This is a genomic window from Mangrovibacter plantisponsor (assembly GCF_003182475.1).
GTDB lineage: Bacteria > Pseudomonadota > Gammaproteobacteria > Enterobacterales > Enterobacteriaceae > Mangrovibacter > Mangrovibacter plantisponsor.
This window is the reverse complement of sequence record NZ_QGTS01000002.1, coordinates 132,813-149,330: the sequence shown is the minus strand read 5'-3', so window position 1 is coordinate 149,330 and position 16,518 is coordinate 132,813. Positions and strand designations below refer to the sequence as shown.

Below are 16,518 nucleotides of genomic sequence, written 5' to 3'. Positions count from 1 at the left end.
AGTGGTTTTTAAGAATAATATTAAGCACTCATATTTTGATTTTTAGGATTTTCTTCATATTGACAGCAAATAATAAGAGCAATATTTATCCAGAAATCAACCAGTCAAGGTGATATCTATATGGCATTATTCCTAAAATATATTCAATCAGTATTAATATCAGATTGTGAAGCTAAATACTCATCTCCAATAAATTCATTCACCTGCATATTTGTTATTAAGACAAATCTCAGTCATTGATTGATTTTTTGGCAAGCTTTCTCCATGATTCCGAAAGAAACAACACATTGGGGTAATTAACTGATTATGGAATGGTTGGCAGACCCTTCAATCTGGGCCGGACTGGTGACACTGGTGGTGCTTGAGCTGGTGTTGGGCATTGATAACCTGGTGTTTATCGCGATTCTGGCCGAACGGCTCCCACCCCGGCAACGCAACCGGGCGCGAATCACTGGCCTGTTTTTCGCCATGCTGATGCGCCTGGTGTTACTGGCTTCGCTCTCCTGGCTGGTCACGCTGACCCGGCCATTGTTCACCTGGCAGGCATTCAGCTTCAGCGCACGCGATTTGATAATGCTGGCAGGCGGCCTGTTCCTGTTGTTTAAAGCCACCACAGAGCTGAATGCACGGCTGGAAGGAAAAGAGAGCGACGCAGATACCCACCGGCGTGGTGCTTTTTTCTGGGCCGTGGTGACACAAATTGTTGTGCTGGATGCGGTGTTCTCTCTGGATTCAGTGATTACGGCAGTGGGCATGGTCAATGAGCTGGGGGTTATGATGGCCGCAGTGGTCATCGCCATTACGCTGATGATGCTGGCAAGCCGGCCACTCACCGCCTTTGTGAACCAGCACCCCACTATTGTTATCCTCTGCCTGAGTTTTCTGCTGATGATTGGCTTCAGCCTGGTGGCCGAAGGGTTTGGCTTCCTGATCCCGAAAGGCTACCTGTATGCCGCAATTGGTTTCTCTGTGCTGATTGAGATTTTTAACCAGATAGCATGGTTTAACCGGCGGCGCTTTTTGCAGGCCAACCACTCACTGCGCCAGCGCACCGCTGAGGCAGTAATGCGCCTGCTACGCGGGCGTAAAACCGATGAAGTGCTGGATGAAGAAGCGGCAGCGCTGAGCGAGGATGTTCCGGTACCTGTATTTAACCCGCAGGAACAAATGATGATTTCCCGGGTGCTGAATTTAAACCACCGCAGCGTATCGAGCATTATGACTTCCCGCCATGATATTGACCTGCTGGATGTCAATGAAGCGGAGCATGCTGTGCGCGACAGGTTGCTGAAGAACCAGCATACCCGCCTGGTGGTCAGTTCAGGGGACGATGAGATTATCGGTGTTGTGCATGTTATTGACTTGCTTAACCAGAGCTTCAGTGGGCATCCGCTGGATATTCAGGCACTGGTGCGCCAGCCTCTGGTGTTCCCGGAAACCCTGGCGTTATTAAGTGCGCTGGAGCAATTCCGTTCAGCACGCACCCATTTCGCGTTTGTAGTGGATGAATTTGGTTCCGTGGAAGGCGTGGTGACTTTAAGCGATGTGATGGAAACCATTGCCGGTGACCTGCCCAACGAGGCAGAAGATGTTGATGCCCGCCATGATATTGAACGCCACCCGGATGGCAGCCTGACAGTTAACGGCCATATGCCTCTGGATGACCTGGTCCACTACCTGCCAGACCTGCCGCTGGAAGAAAAACGTGATTACCAGACAGTTTCTGGTTTGCTGATGGACGAACTACAGCACATTCCTGTTGCCGGGGAAGTTGTGCGCCTGGGGAATGTGGTATTTACCACGCTGCAGGTTACCCACCACCGTGTGGAGCGGGTGCATGTTGTGGCAGTGCAGCCAGACGAATCACCGGAATATGAAGTGTAGCCAGGAAGTGTAGTTACGAGAGGGGTTCACAAAACGTAGTGTAATGTAAGATACAGTGTGCCTCAGGCAACGCCGCAACCCACGGTTAAAACCGAAAATTGATTCGCCAGAAATAACAAAGTTAACGCCCCGCCGTAATCGTGCGGGGCGAAACACTATTATTTATCCAGCAGTTTTTTCAGGTCCTGCGCTTTACTGCTCTCTTTGTTACGCTCAGCCCAGACTTTTAACCGGTCACGCGCTTCGTTTTGCAACTGGTTACGCAATACCTGGTTAACATCAAGTGAGTAATTCATTGACTGCCACGGGCCATAAATGCGCAGCGGAATGGCTGTCTGGCTCAGGGTTTGCGTCAGTTTGCTGTCACCTTTCCAGCCCCCGGTAATACGAATCATAAAATTGGCGTCAGACGCTTCTTTTACCAGATCCATACTGCTGTTCCCGGAAATATTCATGACGGCGGACGAACCCTGGATATTGCTTAAATCCAGTGTGCCGCTGTCTAACGCCAGGTCGGCACTGAAGTCAGCCAGAAGTGTGTTATCACTATTGCCGTTATCACTGCTTTCCTGGATACGGCTGTCTGCCCGGGCAAAAGCCTGGGTTACCAGGCGCTGGAAGTTCAGCCCTAACAGGCGGCTATGTGTCATGGAGAGTGCCCCTTCCCCCTGCCAGTTGTGGCGAAATGCTTCGGCATCCAGTTGGTGGCCGGAAAAACGCCCGTGCAGGGAAATCGCCCCTTCCAGAGCAATGGGGTAGTCGAATGCAGAGAGCACCGGGCCAATTTCCACGTTGTTGATAACCGGGTTGAATGTCAGATTCGCGACATTTTTCCGGGCATCCACGGTTCCCGGGAAAGACAGCGTCCCCTGCCCTAATTTGCCTGTAAGCTGGTTTACCGCCAGCACGCCATGCTGGTTTTCCATATCTGCGACGACATTGGTGAAATCCAGCCCGCGCCAGCGTACTGAATCTGCAGACAGCCTGAAGTGGGCATCAAAATTCCACAAACTGGTGAATGGCCCGTCAACCGTATCTCCGGCAATAACCGGGCGTGGTAACACCACCTGCCCTGCTGGATTGCTGTTTTGCGCAGACGTGGGCGTTTCTTCGGTATCAGGCTCGCCTATCAGTTCATCCAGGTTCAGGCGGGCAAAATGCAGTTGGCTGCGAATATCCGGTTTTTTCCCCATTGCCAGGGTCAGCCCGCCATCCACTTCGCTATTGTTTGCCGTCAGTTTCAGCCCGGATACCGACACCTGCTCAGGCAACCCCTGCCAGCCAATGTCCAGGGTTCCCTGGCCGCTAACCCCTTTAGCAGGCAGATCGGCACCCGTGAGCTGGTAATCAAGTTGGGTAATTTTGGCGCTGAAGCTGCGGGGCAGGTTTTGTACATCAAGCGTGCTTTCCAGAGAAACTGACAGATCGCGCTGGTCGCGGTTAATCCGGCTGGAGAGCGACACACTGGCAGTACGCAGGGCGCTGTCGACCGACATATTCAGTTGTAAGTCCCGCACGGTTACCGGGCTGCTGTTTTTGTCCTGCGGCTGGAAAACCAGCAGGCTGTCTGCCAGTTTCAGTTTTGCCAGGCTCAGCACCCAGTTCTGGCCAGTGCCGCCGGATTCAGCGGGGCCTTGTGGTGCCACCGGGGCACCCTGTGGCGCGCGGGCAGCGGTATCGGGGGTTACCTGAACCACTGCGCCTTTCAACATAATTTGCCGGACATCAAGCCGGTGAGACAACAACGGCAACAGGCCGACATCCAGCCGCATGTTATCGGCTGTTACCACCGGTGCAGAGGCACCCGGCGCTTTCAGCGAGATTCGGCCAGATAAAATGCTGAGCTGCGGCCAGACATGCCAGCGCAAAGGCCCGTTGAGTGAAAGCTGGTAGCCACTGCGTTCCTCAACCTGGTGGACCATATACGCCCGAAAGTCATTAGGGTTAACCAGCAGCACCAAAGCCGACAGGCCAGCCACAATCACAACCAGCAAAATCATCAACGTTGTTAAAAAACGTCTCATGCTACCCTCATTCGTTCCCCCGGGCGTTTACTCCCCCGGGAGCACGCACGTATCAGTCTTTATCGATTCGGCTGGCGACCGCACCTTGCTGGTCGCGATACTTGGCATCCTGGCGGCGGTTATAAGGCCGGGCTGCCGGGCCGGAAAGCGGTTCAAAACTTAACGCGCCAATCAGCATTCCCGGGCGCAACGCCAGGGGCAATTTACCGGAATTATAGAACTCCAGCACAATACACCCTTGCCAGCCGGGATCAATACGGTGTGCCGTAACGTGCACCATCAGCCCAAGGCGCGCCAAAGATGAACGGCCATCAAGCCAGCCAACTAAATCTGCCGGTAAGGTGACAGACTCCAGCGTAACAGCCAGCGCCAGTTCACCAGGATGCAGGAAAAACGCTTCCTCTTCACCCAGCACAATTTCATCGCTCATGACCCGGTCCAGCGCGGCACTGACTTCCTGTTTCGGGCCGCTCAGGTCTATAAATGCTGCCGTATGCCCACGGAACGTGCGGAATTTATTCCCCAGGCGCACATCGACTGTTGCGCCATTAATACGTTCAACCGGTGGACGTGGCGTAATGGCCAGACGACCTTCGTCGAGCCAGATTTCAATATCACGATCGCAAAGACGCATGGTCATTCTCCTTTCGCGCTTTTTTGCTGCCCCCCGGCCATTCAGGCCGCAGGTGAGTTCACCTACTGTAACCCGAATTAACCAGAGTAAATACCCAGTGCCAGGCAGAGGCACTGCACACCCCATGCAAACCTGAAGGTTTATTCAAAGAACTGGCTGATTTTTGCCTTGAGAATATCAATCGCGATGCGGTTTTTCCCCCCACGCGGAACAATAATGTCGGCATATTGTTTGGACGGGTCAATAAACTGCAAAAACATGGGGCGCACCGTTTTCTGGTACTGTGCCATCACGGAATCCATAGAACGCCCGCGCTCATTCACATCGCGCTTAATACGGCGCATCAGGCAAATATCCAGCGGTGTATCGACAAAAATGGAAAAATTCATTTCCTGGCGTAACCGTGCATCTGTCAACAACAGGATCCCTTCCAGAATGATGACTTTCTTTGGCTCGATATGCACAGTTTCCACCATCCGGGTATGCTCAACGTAGCTGTATACCGGAAGCTCAATGGGTTTGCCTTGCTTGAGCATTTGCAAATGCTGGAACAGCAGGCTGTGGTCCATTGCGCTGGGGTGGTCATAATTTGTTTTTACGCGATCTTCCATCGAGAGATGGCTTTGATCTTTGTAGTAGCAGTCTTCCGGAATGACACCAATGTGTTCATCACCTACCTGATCGCGCAACTCACGATAGAGAGTACTGGCAATAAGGCTTTTACCTGAAGCCGATGCACCGGCAATCCCGATGATGACGCACTGATGAGACTTGTCAGTCATAAAATTAACGACCTGATTACAGAAAAATGAAGGAAGGGAAACGCGGCACAGTGCCGCAAACGCGCCAATTATAGGGATTTCCCCTGGCTGATGCCAGTCACCCGCTTTATCAGTGAACGAAAAGTATGCAGAATGCGGGACTTATCGAGAATAATTAACAGGACCCTGCCTATTTTGCCTGTCTGCGTGTATATTTTGTGCTTGAAACATTCTAATGTTTATTACTTGCATAGGAATCAGTAACAGTTTGTACTAGCATGATTTCTTACTATTTCGGTGTTCTGGCCGGGTCTTTCTGAAGCAGTTGGTGCGGATTGCGTGGTAATGACAAAAAATAATAATCATCCCCGGGGATTCCTGACATCTAAGCTTAACCAGTTTTTGGGACTGGGGATTGTCAGTTTTCTGTTTACCGCCTTCTCCCTTGAACTGCTCTTTTCCTCAACACACCTTGCGCCGGTGTGGTTTCCCAGCGCGATTATGATGTGTGCTTTCTGGCGCTTTCCCGTGCGCCAGTGGGCTGCCCCTGCCGTGGCATGTATTGTGGGTAGTGTGTGCGCATCCATGTTGCTGCTGTCTCATGATCAACTGAATTTTATGTTTCCGGTAATCAACCTGGCTGAAGCGGTAACCGGTGCATTATTACTAAAATATTTACTGCCCAATGATTACCCCCTTGAATCCCTGCCAGACTGGCTGAAACTGGTCGTTGCCAGCGCAGTAGTGCCGCCGGTGCTGGGCGGTTTGCTGGTGTTACTGGCAACCTCACCTCATGAACCACTGAATGTTTTCTTTGTTTGGGTCGTGTCAGAAGCCATTGGCTGCCTGGCAATTGTCCCTATTGGGCTACAATTTTCGCCCCAGAGCCTGCGCCGCTTACTGAAAACCCGCAGTTTTCTGGAAACCCTGGCGACCATGGCGGCAACATTGCTGCTGAGCTACCTGGCACTGCGTTTTCTGCCATGGCCGTTTACCTTTGTGATTGTCTTCCTGATGTGGAGCGCCATTCGTCTGCCTCAGGTTGCAGCATTTGCCGTAGCACTGGTGAGCATTATGGGTATTTCCCTGATGTTCGCCCTTGGGCACACCCCTGCCGCCCTGATTACCGGCTCTGAAATTAATACTCACGCTCCCTGGCTGCCTTTCCTGCTGCTGCTCTTGCCTGCACATATCATGACTATGGTGATGCACTCTTTTCGCGAGGAGCGTAAAAATATCACCGCCAGTGAAACCCGCTTTCGTAATGCCATGGAACATTCAGCAATTGGTATGGCCCTGGTAGGGGTTGACGGGCGCTGGTTGCAGGTCAACAAAGCATTGTGCAAATTTCTGGGCTACACCCATGACCAGCTACGTAACCTCACCTTCCAGCAAATTACTTTCCCGGAAGATTTGCACACCGACTTGCAGTACATGGATAAACTGCTCAGTGGCGAAATTAACAGCTATTCCATGGAAAAGCGTTACTACAACAGTAAGGGCAATATTGTCTGGGCGTTACTGGCCGTTTCCGTCGTGCGTGATGCCAATAACACGCCACTGTATGTCATTGCCCAGGTTGAAGACATTAACGACCTCAAACATTCAGAATGGATGAACAAGCGCCTGATGGAGCGGATTACGCTGGCAAATGAAGCAGGCGGCATCGGTATCTGGGAGTGGGATATGCTGAACGACCAGATTAGCTGGGATAAGCGCATGTTTGAGCTCTACGGCGTACCAGGCCACCTGAAACCCTCATTCCAGTTGTGGATGGATTGCCTGGTTGAAGATGACCAGCCTGTGGTGAAAACAGAAGTCACAGACGCATTGCGGCGCAAAGAGCCGTTCAAGGTGGAGTACCGGATTCAGGTTCAGGAAGAAACCCGCCATATTCGTACCCTGGCAAACCGGGTGCTGAATAAGCAAGGCAACGTGGAGCGTTACCTGGGTATCAGCATGGATATGACCGAGGTTAAACAACTCCATGATGCGCTCTACCAGGAGAAAGAACGCCTGCATATCACCCTGGATGCCATCGGTGAAGCCGTTATTTGTACCGATGTCGATATGCGCATCACCTTTATGAACCCGGTGGCAGAAAAAATGAGTGGCTGGCCGCAGGAGCAGGCGTTTGGCCAGTATATTCTTTCCGTGCTGCATATCACTTTTGGTGAAAACGGCCCGGTTATGGAGAACATCTACAGTGGCGATGCCACCCGCTCAGCCATGGAGCAGGACGTGATTCTGCACTCCCGCACCGGCGACAGTTTCGATATTCACTACTCAATTACGCCACTCAGTACGCTGGATGGCGAAAGTATTGGCACTGTGCTGGTTATTCATGATGTCACTGAGTCTCGCAAAATGCTGCGCCAGTTAACCTACAGTGCGTCACATGATGGCCTGACACACCTTGCCAACCGAGCCAGCTTTGAAAACCACCTGAAACGCCTGTTGGCCAGCGCCGTTGAAAACCGCCAACAACACGCACTGGTGTTTATTGACCTGGACAGATTTAAAGCGGTGAATGATACGGCAGGCCATGCAGCGGGCGACAGCCTGTTACGGGAGCTCTCCACGCTGATGCTGAGTTTGCTGCGTAATAACGACTTCCTGGCACGCCTGGGCGGTGATGAGTTCGCGCTGTTGTTACCTAACTGCTCTGTGGAAAGCGCCCGCCATATTGCCGAACACATTACCAGCATGATTAATGACTACCACTTTATCTGGGAAGAGCAAACTTACCGGATTGGTGCCAGTGCCGGTATCACGATTATTGACGAACATAATTACGACGCCAATGAGGTACTGTCTCAGGCTGATATCGCCTGTTATGCCTCCAAGAACAGTGGTCGTGGGCGTGTTTCTGTTTTTGAAGCGAAAAAGCACACCAACCAGCGCAAGAAAAACCAGTTGTCTGCAGAAGAACAACAGGCAATTATTGCTCACAACCCGGTACTGATTACCGCTCGCCCTGTTGCTTCACCACGCATTCCGGAAAGTTGCAGTTTCTATTTACTGGGCGTTCAGCTCTGGAATAACGCGGGCGACATGATAGAAGAAAACCATTTCCGTGCCGCGCTGAGCAGCACCGATCTGCACAAAGCCCTGGATCTGCGCATGATTGAGTTGTTCTTCAAGGAACATGCGCGCCGGGTTATTGTGAAAGGCTTTACTGTAGCACTCTCACTTTCAGTTGCCGGGCTTAACAGCGGAACAGTGGTTGAAACCCTGGTGCGTTTATTACGTGAAACTCGCTTCCCCCCTGCCCGCTTGATGGTGATTGTCGAAAACCAGGTTGTTGGCCGGATAGATGGCCTTGTCAGGCAGGGTCTTGAGCAACTGGTTGATGCCGGTTGTGTATTAGCGCTCAGCCAGGTTGGCGACGATCTCGATATCTTTAACCAGATCCCCCGCCATTTGTTTAAAGCCATATTACTGGAGCAGTCGCTGGTGCAGCATGTGCATGAAAACCTGATGGATGAAATGATGGTGACTATCATCCAGGGCCATGCACAACGCCTGAAATTACAGACTATTGGTGGCCCGGTGGCTCAGGCGATAACCATGGACACCCTGTCGGGGATTGGCATGGATCTTATCTTTGGCGACAGCATCGGCCCTCAGCAGCCACTGGAAGTGCTGCTGAATGGCAGTTATTTTGCGATTAACTGAGTTCTGGCTGCCAGCCTGCATTGTTCCAGATATGCAGTAGCGCCAGTGAACGCCAGGGTGCCCAGCGCCCGGCATAGCGGCGGATTTGTGCGGGCGTCATCCCGGCAAAGCGTTGTTTGATCAGGTAGTCGTCTTCCAGAAACACATCCTGAGCGCCCCACCCGCGCAAAGCAAAATAACTCGCTGTCCAGCGGCCAATACCCGGCCAGGACATGAGTTGTTTCAGGCCAGCAGAGGTATCTTCCGGTGGGGTCAGCGGGAACTCCCCCGCCACAACCGACTGAGCCAGAGTAATAATGGTTTGTGCGCGGCGTAACGACATACCCAAACTTTTCAGTGCCAGTGGGTCGCAACCGGCAAGTACCTCTGCCCGCGGGAACAATTGCCCGTGAGCGCAGGCCGTTCCGAAAGTGTCTACCAGGCGCGTGGCAAGCTGTGCTGCCATTTTCACACTCACTAACTGGCCCAGAACTGCGCGTACCATTTGCTCAAAAGGGCAGATACAACCAGGCATCCGAATACCAGGGTTTAGTGCAGCAAGTGGCCCCAGTACCTGGTTAACCTCTTCCGGGTTCAGGCCAAGGTTCAGCCAGTGGCGCACACGCTCCAGGGCAATTTCAGCAACCGGTACCAGGCTGGGGCTCAGAGCCACCTGTAAGCGGTGGTGCTGTGGTTCAGGCCGGGCAACCACCAGCCCGGTAACACCACCAATGGTCATTACACGGCTGAACGATTCCTGAGAAATAGCTTCCAGGCCATTTACTGCACGGGCAGCAAGAAACTGGCTCATCCATGCCCAGTCATAGGGTGGGTGGTATGGGAGAAAAAACAGAGCGTTATCTTTTCCAGTATGTTCAGCAGTGCTCACTGGCGGCATGAAGGCTCCTTGGGGCCGGGGAAATAAACAGGGGCAATATAATCGCCATTACTATACCTGAAACCACTCATATTGCAGGCAACCAGCCCTACAAAGATAAAATAACCAGGTATCGACAGGTTCCCCCTTCCCCGGTCCGTCACTGGCATACACCCCGACCATATCACCGTAGCTCCCCCGTAACACGCTATACACACAGATAAATAAGGCCATTAAGTACAACCCACTGTACTGGACAAAAAGAAATCCGTGCCATGCATCACATTTTGCAGCCCACCATGCGGTGTTTTGTGCCAGCATAGCTTTTCTTTGATGCCTTTCACAAAAATGCCCTTCGGCTGCCGCCACACTGATTCCATTGATTAAGACCGGAGTCCAGTATAATGGAAAATTCTAAAGTTCCAGCGCTTACTCGTGCCATTGAAATCCTTAATGTGATTGCCAGTTATGGTCCCTGCCCGGCTGCGAAAATTATTTCTGAACTGGGCATCCCCAAGAGCACCGCTTATTTATTGTTAGCTGAATTAAAAAAACACCGCTTTATTTCTACCGACACCAGGGATAATTATTGCTTGTGGACCCGGCTGGTTGAACTGTCTGAACAGGCATTAGGAAAAATGGATTTGCGTGATATTTCTCGCCCGGATTTAACTCATTTAATGGAGGAAACAGGCTTATTGTGCCACCTGGGAATCATGGATGGCGACAGCGCTTATTACATTTTAAAAATTGAATCCCCCTCGACTATTAGTGTGCGCTCACATGAGGGGAAAAGCCTGTCGTTATACAGTTCAGGAATTGGTAAGTGTCTGCTTGCCTGGCAGGAAACAGCCCGACAGAACGAGATTCTGGATCACCTGAATTTTGTTCGCCATACAGCCACTACTCTGGATTCACGACAAAAACTGGAGCGTGAACTGGCGTCCATTCGCCGCCAGGGATGGAGTTTTGATAATGGTGAAGATTATATCGATGTCCGTTGTGTTGCAGCTCCGATATTTAACTCACGCAACCAACTCGCAGCCGCCATTTCAGTTGTCGGCACGCGCCTGCAAATAAACCTGGATAACCAGGATTTTTTTGCCAGCAAAGCTATTGCTTGCGCTAAAAATATTTCCCGAAAGCTGGGCTGGCGTAGCCCACTGGAATTAAAAGCTTCCTGATTATTTAACTAATAATGGAGAGAGAACAATGATCCTACCTAAGATTAAACAAATCCGTGCTTTTTTCTGCGGAGGTGCAACAGCAGATGCCGGTGCAGGCGGAGCTGATTACCATGACCAGCAAGGTAATCACTGGATTGATGACCATATTGCTACACCAATGAGTAAATATAAAGATTACGAGCAATCCCGCCAGTCATTTGGTATTAATGTACTTGGCACACTAATTGTTGAAATTGAAGCCGATAATGGTCAAACAGGTTTTGCAGTTTCTACTGCCGGTGAAATGGGTTGTTTTATTGTTGAAAAACACTTAAACCGTTTTATTGAAGGCAAATGTGTCAGTGATATTAAATTAATCCATGACCAAATGCTGTGCGCTACGCAATTCTATTCAGGCTCCGGTGGACTGGTGATGAACACCATTTCCTGCGTAGATTTAGCATTGTGGGATCTGTATGGGAAAGTAGTTGGCCTGCCGGTCTTCCGCCTGCTGGGGGGTGCTGTACGTGATGAAATCCAGTTCTATGCCACTGGCGCCCGCCCGGACCTGGCCAAAGAAATGGGGTTTATTGGGGGAAAAATGCCAACCCACTGGGGACCACACGATGGCGATGCTGGTATCCGCAAAGATGCAGCCATGGTGGCTGAATACCGTGAAAAATGCGGACCCGATTTTTGGCTGATGCTGGACTGCTGGATGAGCCAGGATGTGAATTACGCAACCCGTCTTGCCCATGCCTGTGCCCCCTATAATTTAAAATGGATTGAAGAGTGCCTGCCACCACAACAATTTGAAGGTTACCGTGAACTGAAACACGCTGTTCCTGCTGGCGTGATGGTAACCAGTGGTGAGCACCACGGTACATTGCAATCCTTCCGTACTCTTTCGGAAACCGGGATTGATATTATGCAGCCCGATGTTGGCTGGTGTGGTGGGTTAACCACTTTGTTGGAAATTGCCGCGATCGCCAAATCCCGGGGGCAACTGGTTGTGCCTCACGGCTCATCGGTATATTCACACCACGCCGTGATTACCTTTACCAATACCCCATTCAGTGAATTTCTGATGACCAGCCCGGACTGCGCAACTTTGCGCCCACAGTTCGACCCGATTCTGCTTAATGAACCCGTTCCCGTAAATGGGCGTATCCACCAGTCTGTTCTTGATAAACCCGGTTTTGGTGTTGAACTCAACCGCGATTGCGCCATGAAGCGCCCTTATTCTCATTAATTAAAGCCGTTATTAAAGCCACGAAGCGGCTGGTGTTAATACCAGCTGCCCACCTCTCCATTGAGGAATTCTATTATGAATCTGCATCTTGACAGCGCAGTGAAGAAAAACCGTGCCCGCTTGCTGCCATTTATGCTGGCACTTTATGTCCTGTCGTTTTTGGACAGATCAAATATTGGTTTTGCCAAAGAAGCCTACCAACTGGACACCGGACTGAGTAATGAAGCTTATGCCCTGGGCGCGGGGATCTTTTTTGTGGTGTATGCCCTGTTGGGTGTACCCGCTAACCTGATGATGCGAAAGATTGGTGCCCGCACCTGGATTGGCGGCACCACGCTTGTGTGGGGTGCGCTTTCTGCAGCAATGGCCTTTGCAGATACAGAAGCAAAATTTCTCCTGGTACGTACTTTGCTCGGTGCTGCCGAAGCCGGTTTTTTCCCTGGAATGATTTACCTGACCTCTCAGTGGTTTCCGCAACAAAACCGCGCAGCGATTATGGGGCTGTTTTATATGGGGGCACCTCTGGCATTAACCCTGGGTTCACCATTATCGGGGGCTTTGCTGGAAATGCATGGTTTTATGGGATTCGCTGGCTGGTTCTGGATGTTTATTATTGAAGGTTTGCTGGCCGTGGTCGCTGGTGTTTTCACCTTCCTGTATTTAGATAATACACCTGAGCAGGCACGCTTTTTAAGCCATGATGAAAAGCAGGCGCTCATTCGCCAACTGGCCAGTGAAGAAGAAACAAAACTCACATCCCGATTCAGTGTTGCGCTTAAAAATTCCCGGGTGTGGCACCTTGCGCTTATCTACATGACTATTCAGATTGCGGTATACGGACTTATTTTCTTTTTACCCAGCCAGGTTGCTGCCCTGCTGGGCACCAAAGTGGGCTTTACCGCCTCTGTGGTTACTGCAATACCCTGGGTAGCCGCTCTGTTCGGAACATGGCTGATTCCACGCTACTCCGACAAAACCGGTGAGCGCAGGCTAACCGCCGCGACCACTCTGCTTCTTGCCGCATTGGGAATTGGTATTTCCGGCCTTGTCGGCCCGGTGGCTGCCATTATTGCCCTGTGTTTTGCTGCCATTGGTTTTATTGCCGTACAACCTATTTTTTGGACTATGCCAACTCAATTGCTTTCAGGTACCGCGCTGGCAGCCGGTATTGGTTTTATCAACTTATTCGGTGCTGTAGGCGGTTTTCTCGCGCCTGTGATTCGTGTGGAAGCAGAAGCACGGTTTGGTTTCCCGGCCGCAGGTCTGTTGACACTGGCTGCCATCGCGTTGCTGGGCTCCCTGGCGATTGTCAGCCTGCGCTCACCAAAAAAGCCGCTTAGCCATACCCCGGCAGCCCCTCATACCAGTAAATGATTAACACCCGTCTAACGAGGAACAAATATGAAAAACACATTGTGTAATCCCTTTAAAACCGCGCTGCGCCGGGGTGAATGCCAGGTTGGGTTGTGGTTAAGCAGCACAACCAGTTATATGGCGGAAATTGCTGCCACAGCGGGCTACGACTGGCTGTTAATTGATGGTGAACACGCACCGAATACAGTACAGGATCTCTACCATCAGTTGCAGGCTGTTGCCCCCTATGACAGTGAACCGGTTATTCGCCCGGTAGAAGGCAGCCATGCCTTAATTAAGCAGGTACTGGATATTGGTGCCCAAACTCTTCTGGTGCCGATGGTAGATACAGCGGAACAGGCCCGTGATGTTGTTGCCGCCACTCGTTACCCCCCGGAAGGTGTCCGTGGAGTTGGTGCCAGTGTTGCCAGGGCTGCCCGCTGGGGGCGAATAGAAAACTACATGGCTCAGGTTAATAGTACGTTATGTTTACTGATTCAGGTTGAGAGTAAAACTGCGCTGGAAAACCTGGATGCTATTTTGGATGTCGAAGGGATTGATGGTGTGTTTATTGGCCCGGCAGACCTTTCTGCCTCTCTGGGCCACCCGGATAACGCCAACCACCCGGAGGTCATGGCTATTATCGAACAAACAATTAAGCGTATATGCCAGTCGGGGAAAGCCGCCGGTTTTCTTGCTGTTGACCCAGAAATGGCTAACAAGGTGATTGAATGGGGTGCCACATTTGTCGCCGTAGGTGTGGATACCATGTTGTACACCCAGGCGCTGGATAACCGGCTGGCGTTATTTAAACCCCAACAGGAAAGCGGTAACAGGAAGACAAATAAGATCAGTTATTAACACCACATAATGGCACAACCAGGGTAGCGGGTTGTGCCTGTACATTGCATAAATAAGGTTAATCACAGATGCAATAAATTCCATTACGTTGACACTGCCCCAGCTTTTCCGCTTTCCACCGTGATAAACTACCCAAAAGCATCAACAGTTAGCCAGGAGTGTTCTTTTTTATTGTCATTTATGGACCAGGCTTGCTACGGTTTACAAATAGCCGCCAATCCCCCTGTCAGCGACAACGCAGTGCAGTTGAATAATTCATGAGAAAGCTAAAATTCTGGTATCACTTCTCAGTGATGAACACAATTACTCTGGCGATGCTTTGCCTGAGCACACTCGCATTCACCGGGATGTTTATTAGCGAACGCAGTGCAGAAAGCATTCAGGGGAACGCACACACCATCAACCGCATTGGCGCGGTGCGCATGCAAAGCTACCGGATATTGTCGATGCTGCCGCTGACACCGGACAATATGAATGAAGTGAACCATCTGGAAGATGAACTGCATTCGCCGCTGTTTCGCGATGTTGTACGTACTGAAGGCTTTCATCGCGCTTATCAAACTATCACTGATAGTTGGTATCAACAGGTGAAGCCGCAACTGCTGAAATCACGCACGCCGGAACAGGGCCGCGCCAGTGTTGAGAAGTTTGTGGCAAATCTGAATGTGCTTATTTCACAAATCGACCGCCACACGGAACAGCAAATTACCGAGATAACAATAACGCAGCGCATTTTTACTGTATTAACGCTGTTGTTTTTGTTTATTGCCATTCTGACTTTACGTAAGCGTCTTTTTCAACCCTGGCGTCAACTGCTTAATATGGCCAGCGCGATTCAGGCTGGCGAGTTTTCCCATAAACTGGATACCCGCAACTATAAAGATGAAATGGGGGAACTGGGTAATGCGCTTAACGCCATGGCCGCTGAACTGAAAACAACCTATGAGGATCTGGAACAACGCGTTGAGGAAAAAACCGCGCAATTACAATTGCAAAACCGTTACCTTGATTTTCTCTACCGGAGCGGCCGCGAATTTAATCGCCAAACGCATACCTGTAAAACGCTCGCCCCTTTGATTGAGGAATTAATGTCGCTGACGCCGCTGCGGCAAATTCACCTGACATTTACTGATATTCAGCAATCCAGCCAGTTTGAAAACCTGACTTTTGGCGGTGCCCGGCCTGAGTTTTGCGTTGACAGTGCGTGCCAGCGCTGCCTGCACACGCCAGATAATGGTTCAGAGGCAACGCAGGCCCAGGAGTGGCTACTGACCGACTGCAACAAAATTTATGGCACGTTGTCTGCACATATCCCGGCAGACTGCTCTCTTCACTATGAAGAACAAAAACTGATTGCAACCTTTTGCGACCTGCTCACGCAGTACCTTGCCCTTTCCCGCCAGGAGCAGCACCAACGCCAGTTACTGCTACTTCAGGAGCGCAGCACCATAGCCCGGGAACTGCATGATTCTATTGCCCAGTCGCTCTCGTATTTGAAAATAAAGATGGGTATCCTGCAACGTCACCAGGATAATTTGACCGAGAAGCAACAAACCCTGATTGCGGATATCCGCCGAGAACTGGACGTCACTTATAAACAACTCCGAGAATTACTGACCACTTTTCGTTTACAACTCAGCGGCGTTGGATTATTACCCGCTATTGAAGGTTGTATTGCTGAATACAGCCAAAAACTCGGTTTTCCGATAGAATTCAATTATCAAATCCCGGCAAATAAAGTGAGTCCACCACAGGCTATTCACCTGTTCCAGATCATTCGTGAAGCACTTAATAATGTTTATAAACATGCGAATGCCAGCCAGGTAACCGTGTCACTGACCATGGACACCCCGAATAATCTGGTGCACCTGAATATTACCGACAATGGTATTGGCCTGGACAAGCAGGTATCACACCTCAATCACTACGGGCTGACGATTATGGCCGACCGTACTGCATCGCTTCTGGGCGGGAAACTGGATATTCAGTCTGAAGCACAGCAGGGTACCCAAATTCATGTTTGTTTCACACCGACTCACGAGATGTAAT

11 protein-coding genes are annotated in these 16,518 nt (G+C 50.8%); 7 read left to right on the top strand and 4 right to left on the bottom strand.

The features are described from left to right. Positions 1-306: 306 nt before the first annotated feature. A complete protein-coding gene (locus tag DES37_RS03325) occupies positions 307-1,884 on the top strand; it encodes a TerC family protein (protein ID WP_110024833.1) in 1,578 nt (525 codons plus the stop codon). A 158-nt stretch (positions 1,885-2,042) separates the two neighbouring features. Here the strand turns inward: DES37_RS03325 and asmA are convergent, their stop codons facing one another. The 3 genes from asmA to udk all read right to left on the bottom strand — a co-directional run bounded on the left by asmA (position 2,043) and on the right by udk (position 5,324). After that, positions 2,043-3,908, bottom strand: coding sequence for an outer membrane assembly protein AsmA (asmA, locus tag DES37_RS03320; RefSeq protein WP_110024832.1), 1,866 nt, complete (start codon positions 3,906-3,908; stop codon positions 2,043-2,045). 52 nt (positions 3,909-3,960) lie between these two features. After that, positions 3,961-4,542 (bottom strand): dCTP deaminase, encoded by a 582-nt coding sequence (dcd, locus tag DES37_RS03315; RefSeq protein WP_036115024.1) that lies wholly within the window; start codon positions 4,540-4,542, stop codon positions 3,961-3,963. Between the two features lie 140 nt (positions 4,543-4,682). Further along, positions 4,683-5,324 (bottom strand): uridine kinase, encoded by a 642-nt coding sequence (gene udk, locus DES37_RS03310; protein ID WP_036115019.1) that lies wholly within the window; start codon positions 5,322-5,324, stop codon positions 4,683-4,685. Between the two features lie 324 nt (positions 5,325-5,648). Between udk and DES37_RS03305 the strand changes: the two genes are divergently transcribed. Beyond that, positions 5,649-8,981 (top strand): diguanylate cyclase, encoded by a 3,333-nt coding sequence (locus DES37_RS03305; RefSeq protein ID WP_110024831.1) that lies wholly within the window; start codon positions 5,649-5,651, stop codon positions 8,979-8,981. Here DES37_RS03305 and alkA read toward each other — a convergent pair. After that, positions 8,974-9,813, bottom strand: a complete 840-nt coding sequence (gene alkA, locus DES37_RS03300) for a DNA-3-methyladenine glycosylase 2 (RefSeq protein ID WP_110025049.1) — start codon at positions 9,811-9,813, stop codon at positions 8,974-8,976. The genes DES37_RS03305 and alkA overlap by 8 nt on opposite strands. Before the next feature lie 425 nt (positions 9,814-10,238). On the opposite strand from alkA, the gene DES37_RS03290 reads away from it, so the two are divergent. From DES37_RS03290 to narX, 5 genes are all read left to right on the top strand, one after another. After that, entirely contained in the window at positions 10,239-11,021 is a 783-nt protein-coding gene (locus DES37_RS03290) for an IclR family transcriptional regulator (RefSeq protein WP_110024829.1), read from the top strand. Positions 11,022-11,049: 28 nt separating this feature from the next. Then, on the top strand, positions 11,050-12,255 hold the full coding sequence (gene rhmD / locus DES37_RS03285; RefSeq protein ID WP_110024828.1) for an L-rhamnonate dehydratase: 1,206 nt from the start codon (positions 11,050-11,052) through the stop codon (positions 12,253-12,255). A 75-nt stretch (positions 12,256-12,330) separates the two neighbouring features. Beyond that, a complete protein-coding gene (locus tag DES37_RS03280) occupies positions 12,331-13,629 on the top strand; it encodes an MFS transporter (protein ID WP_110024827.1) in 1,299 nt (432 codons plus the stop codon). 27 nt (positions 13,630-13,656) lie between these two features. Next, positions 13,657-14,469 (top strand): 2-keto-3-deoxy-L-rhamnonate aldolase, encoded by an 813-nt coding sequence (gene yfaU, locus DES37_RS03275; protein WP_110024826.1) that lies wholly within the window; start codon positions 13,657-13,659, stop codon positions 14,467-14,469. Positions 14,470-14,726: 257 nt separating this feature from the next. After that, a complete protein-coding gene (narX, locus tag DES37_RS03270) occupies positions 14,727-16,517 on the top strand; it encodes a nitrate/nitrite two-component system sensor histidine kinase NarX (protein ID WP_110024825.1) in 1,791 nt (596 codons plus the stop codon). Position 16,518 lies beyond the last annotated feature (1 nt).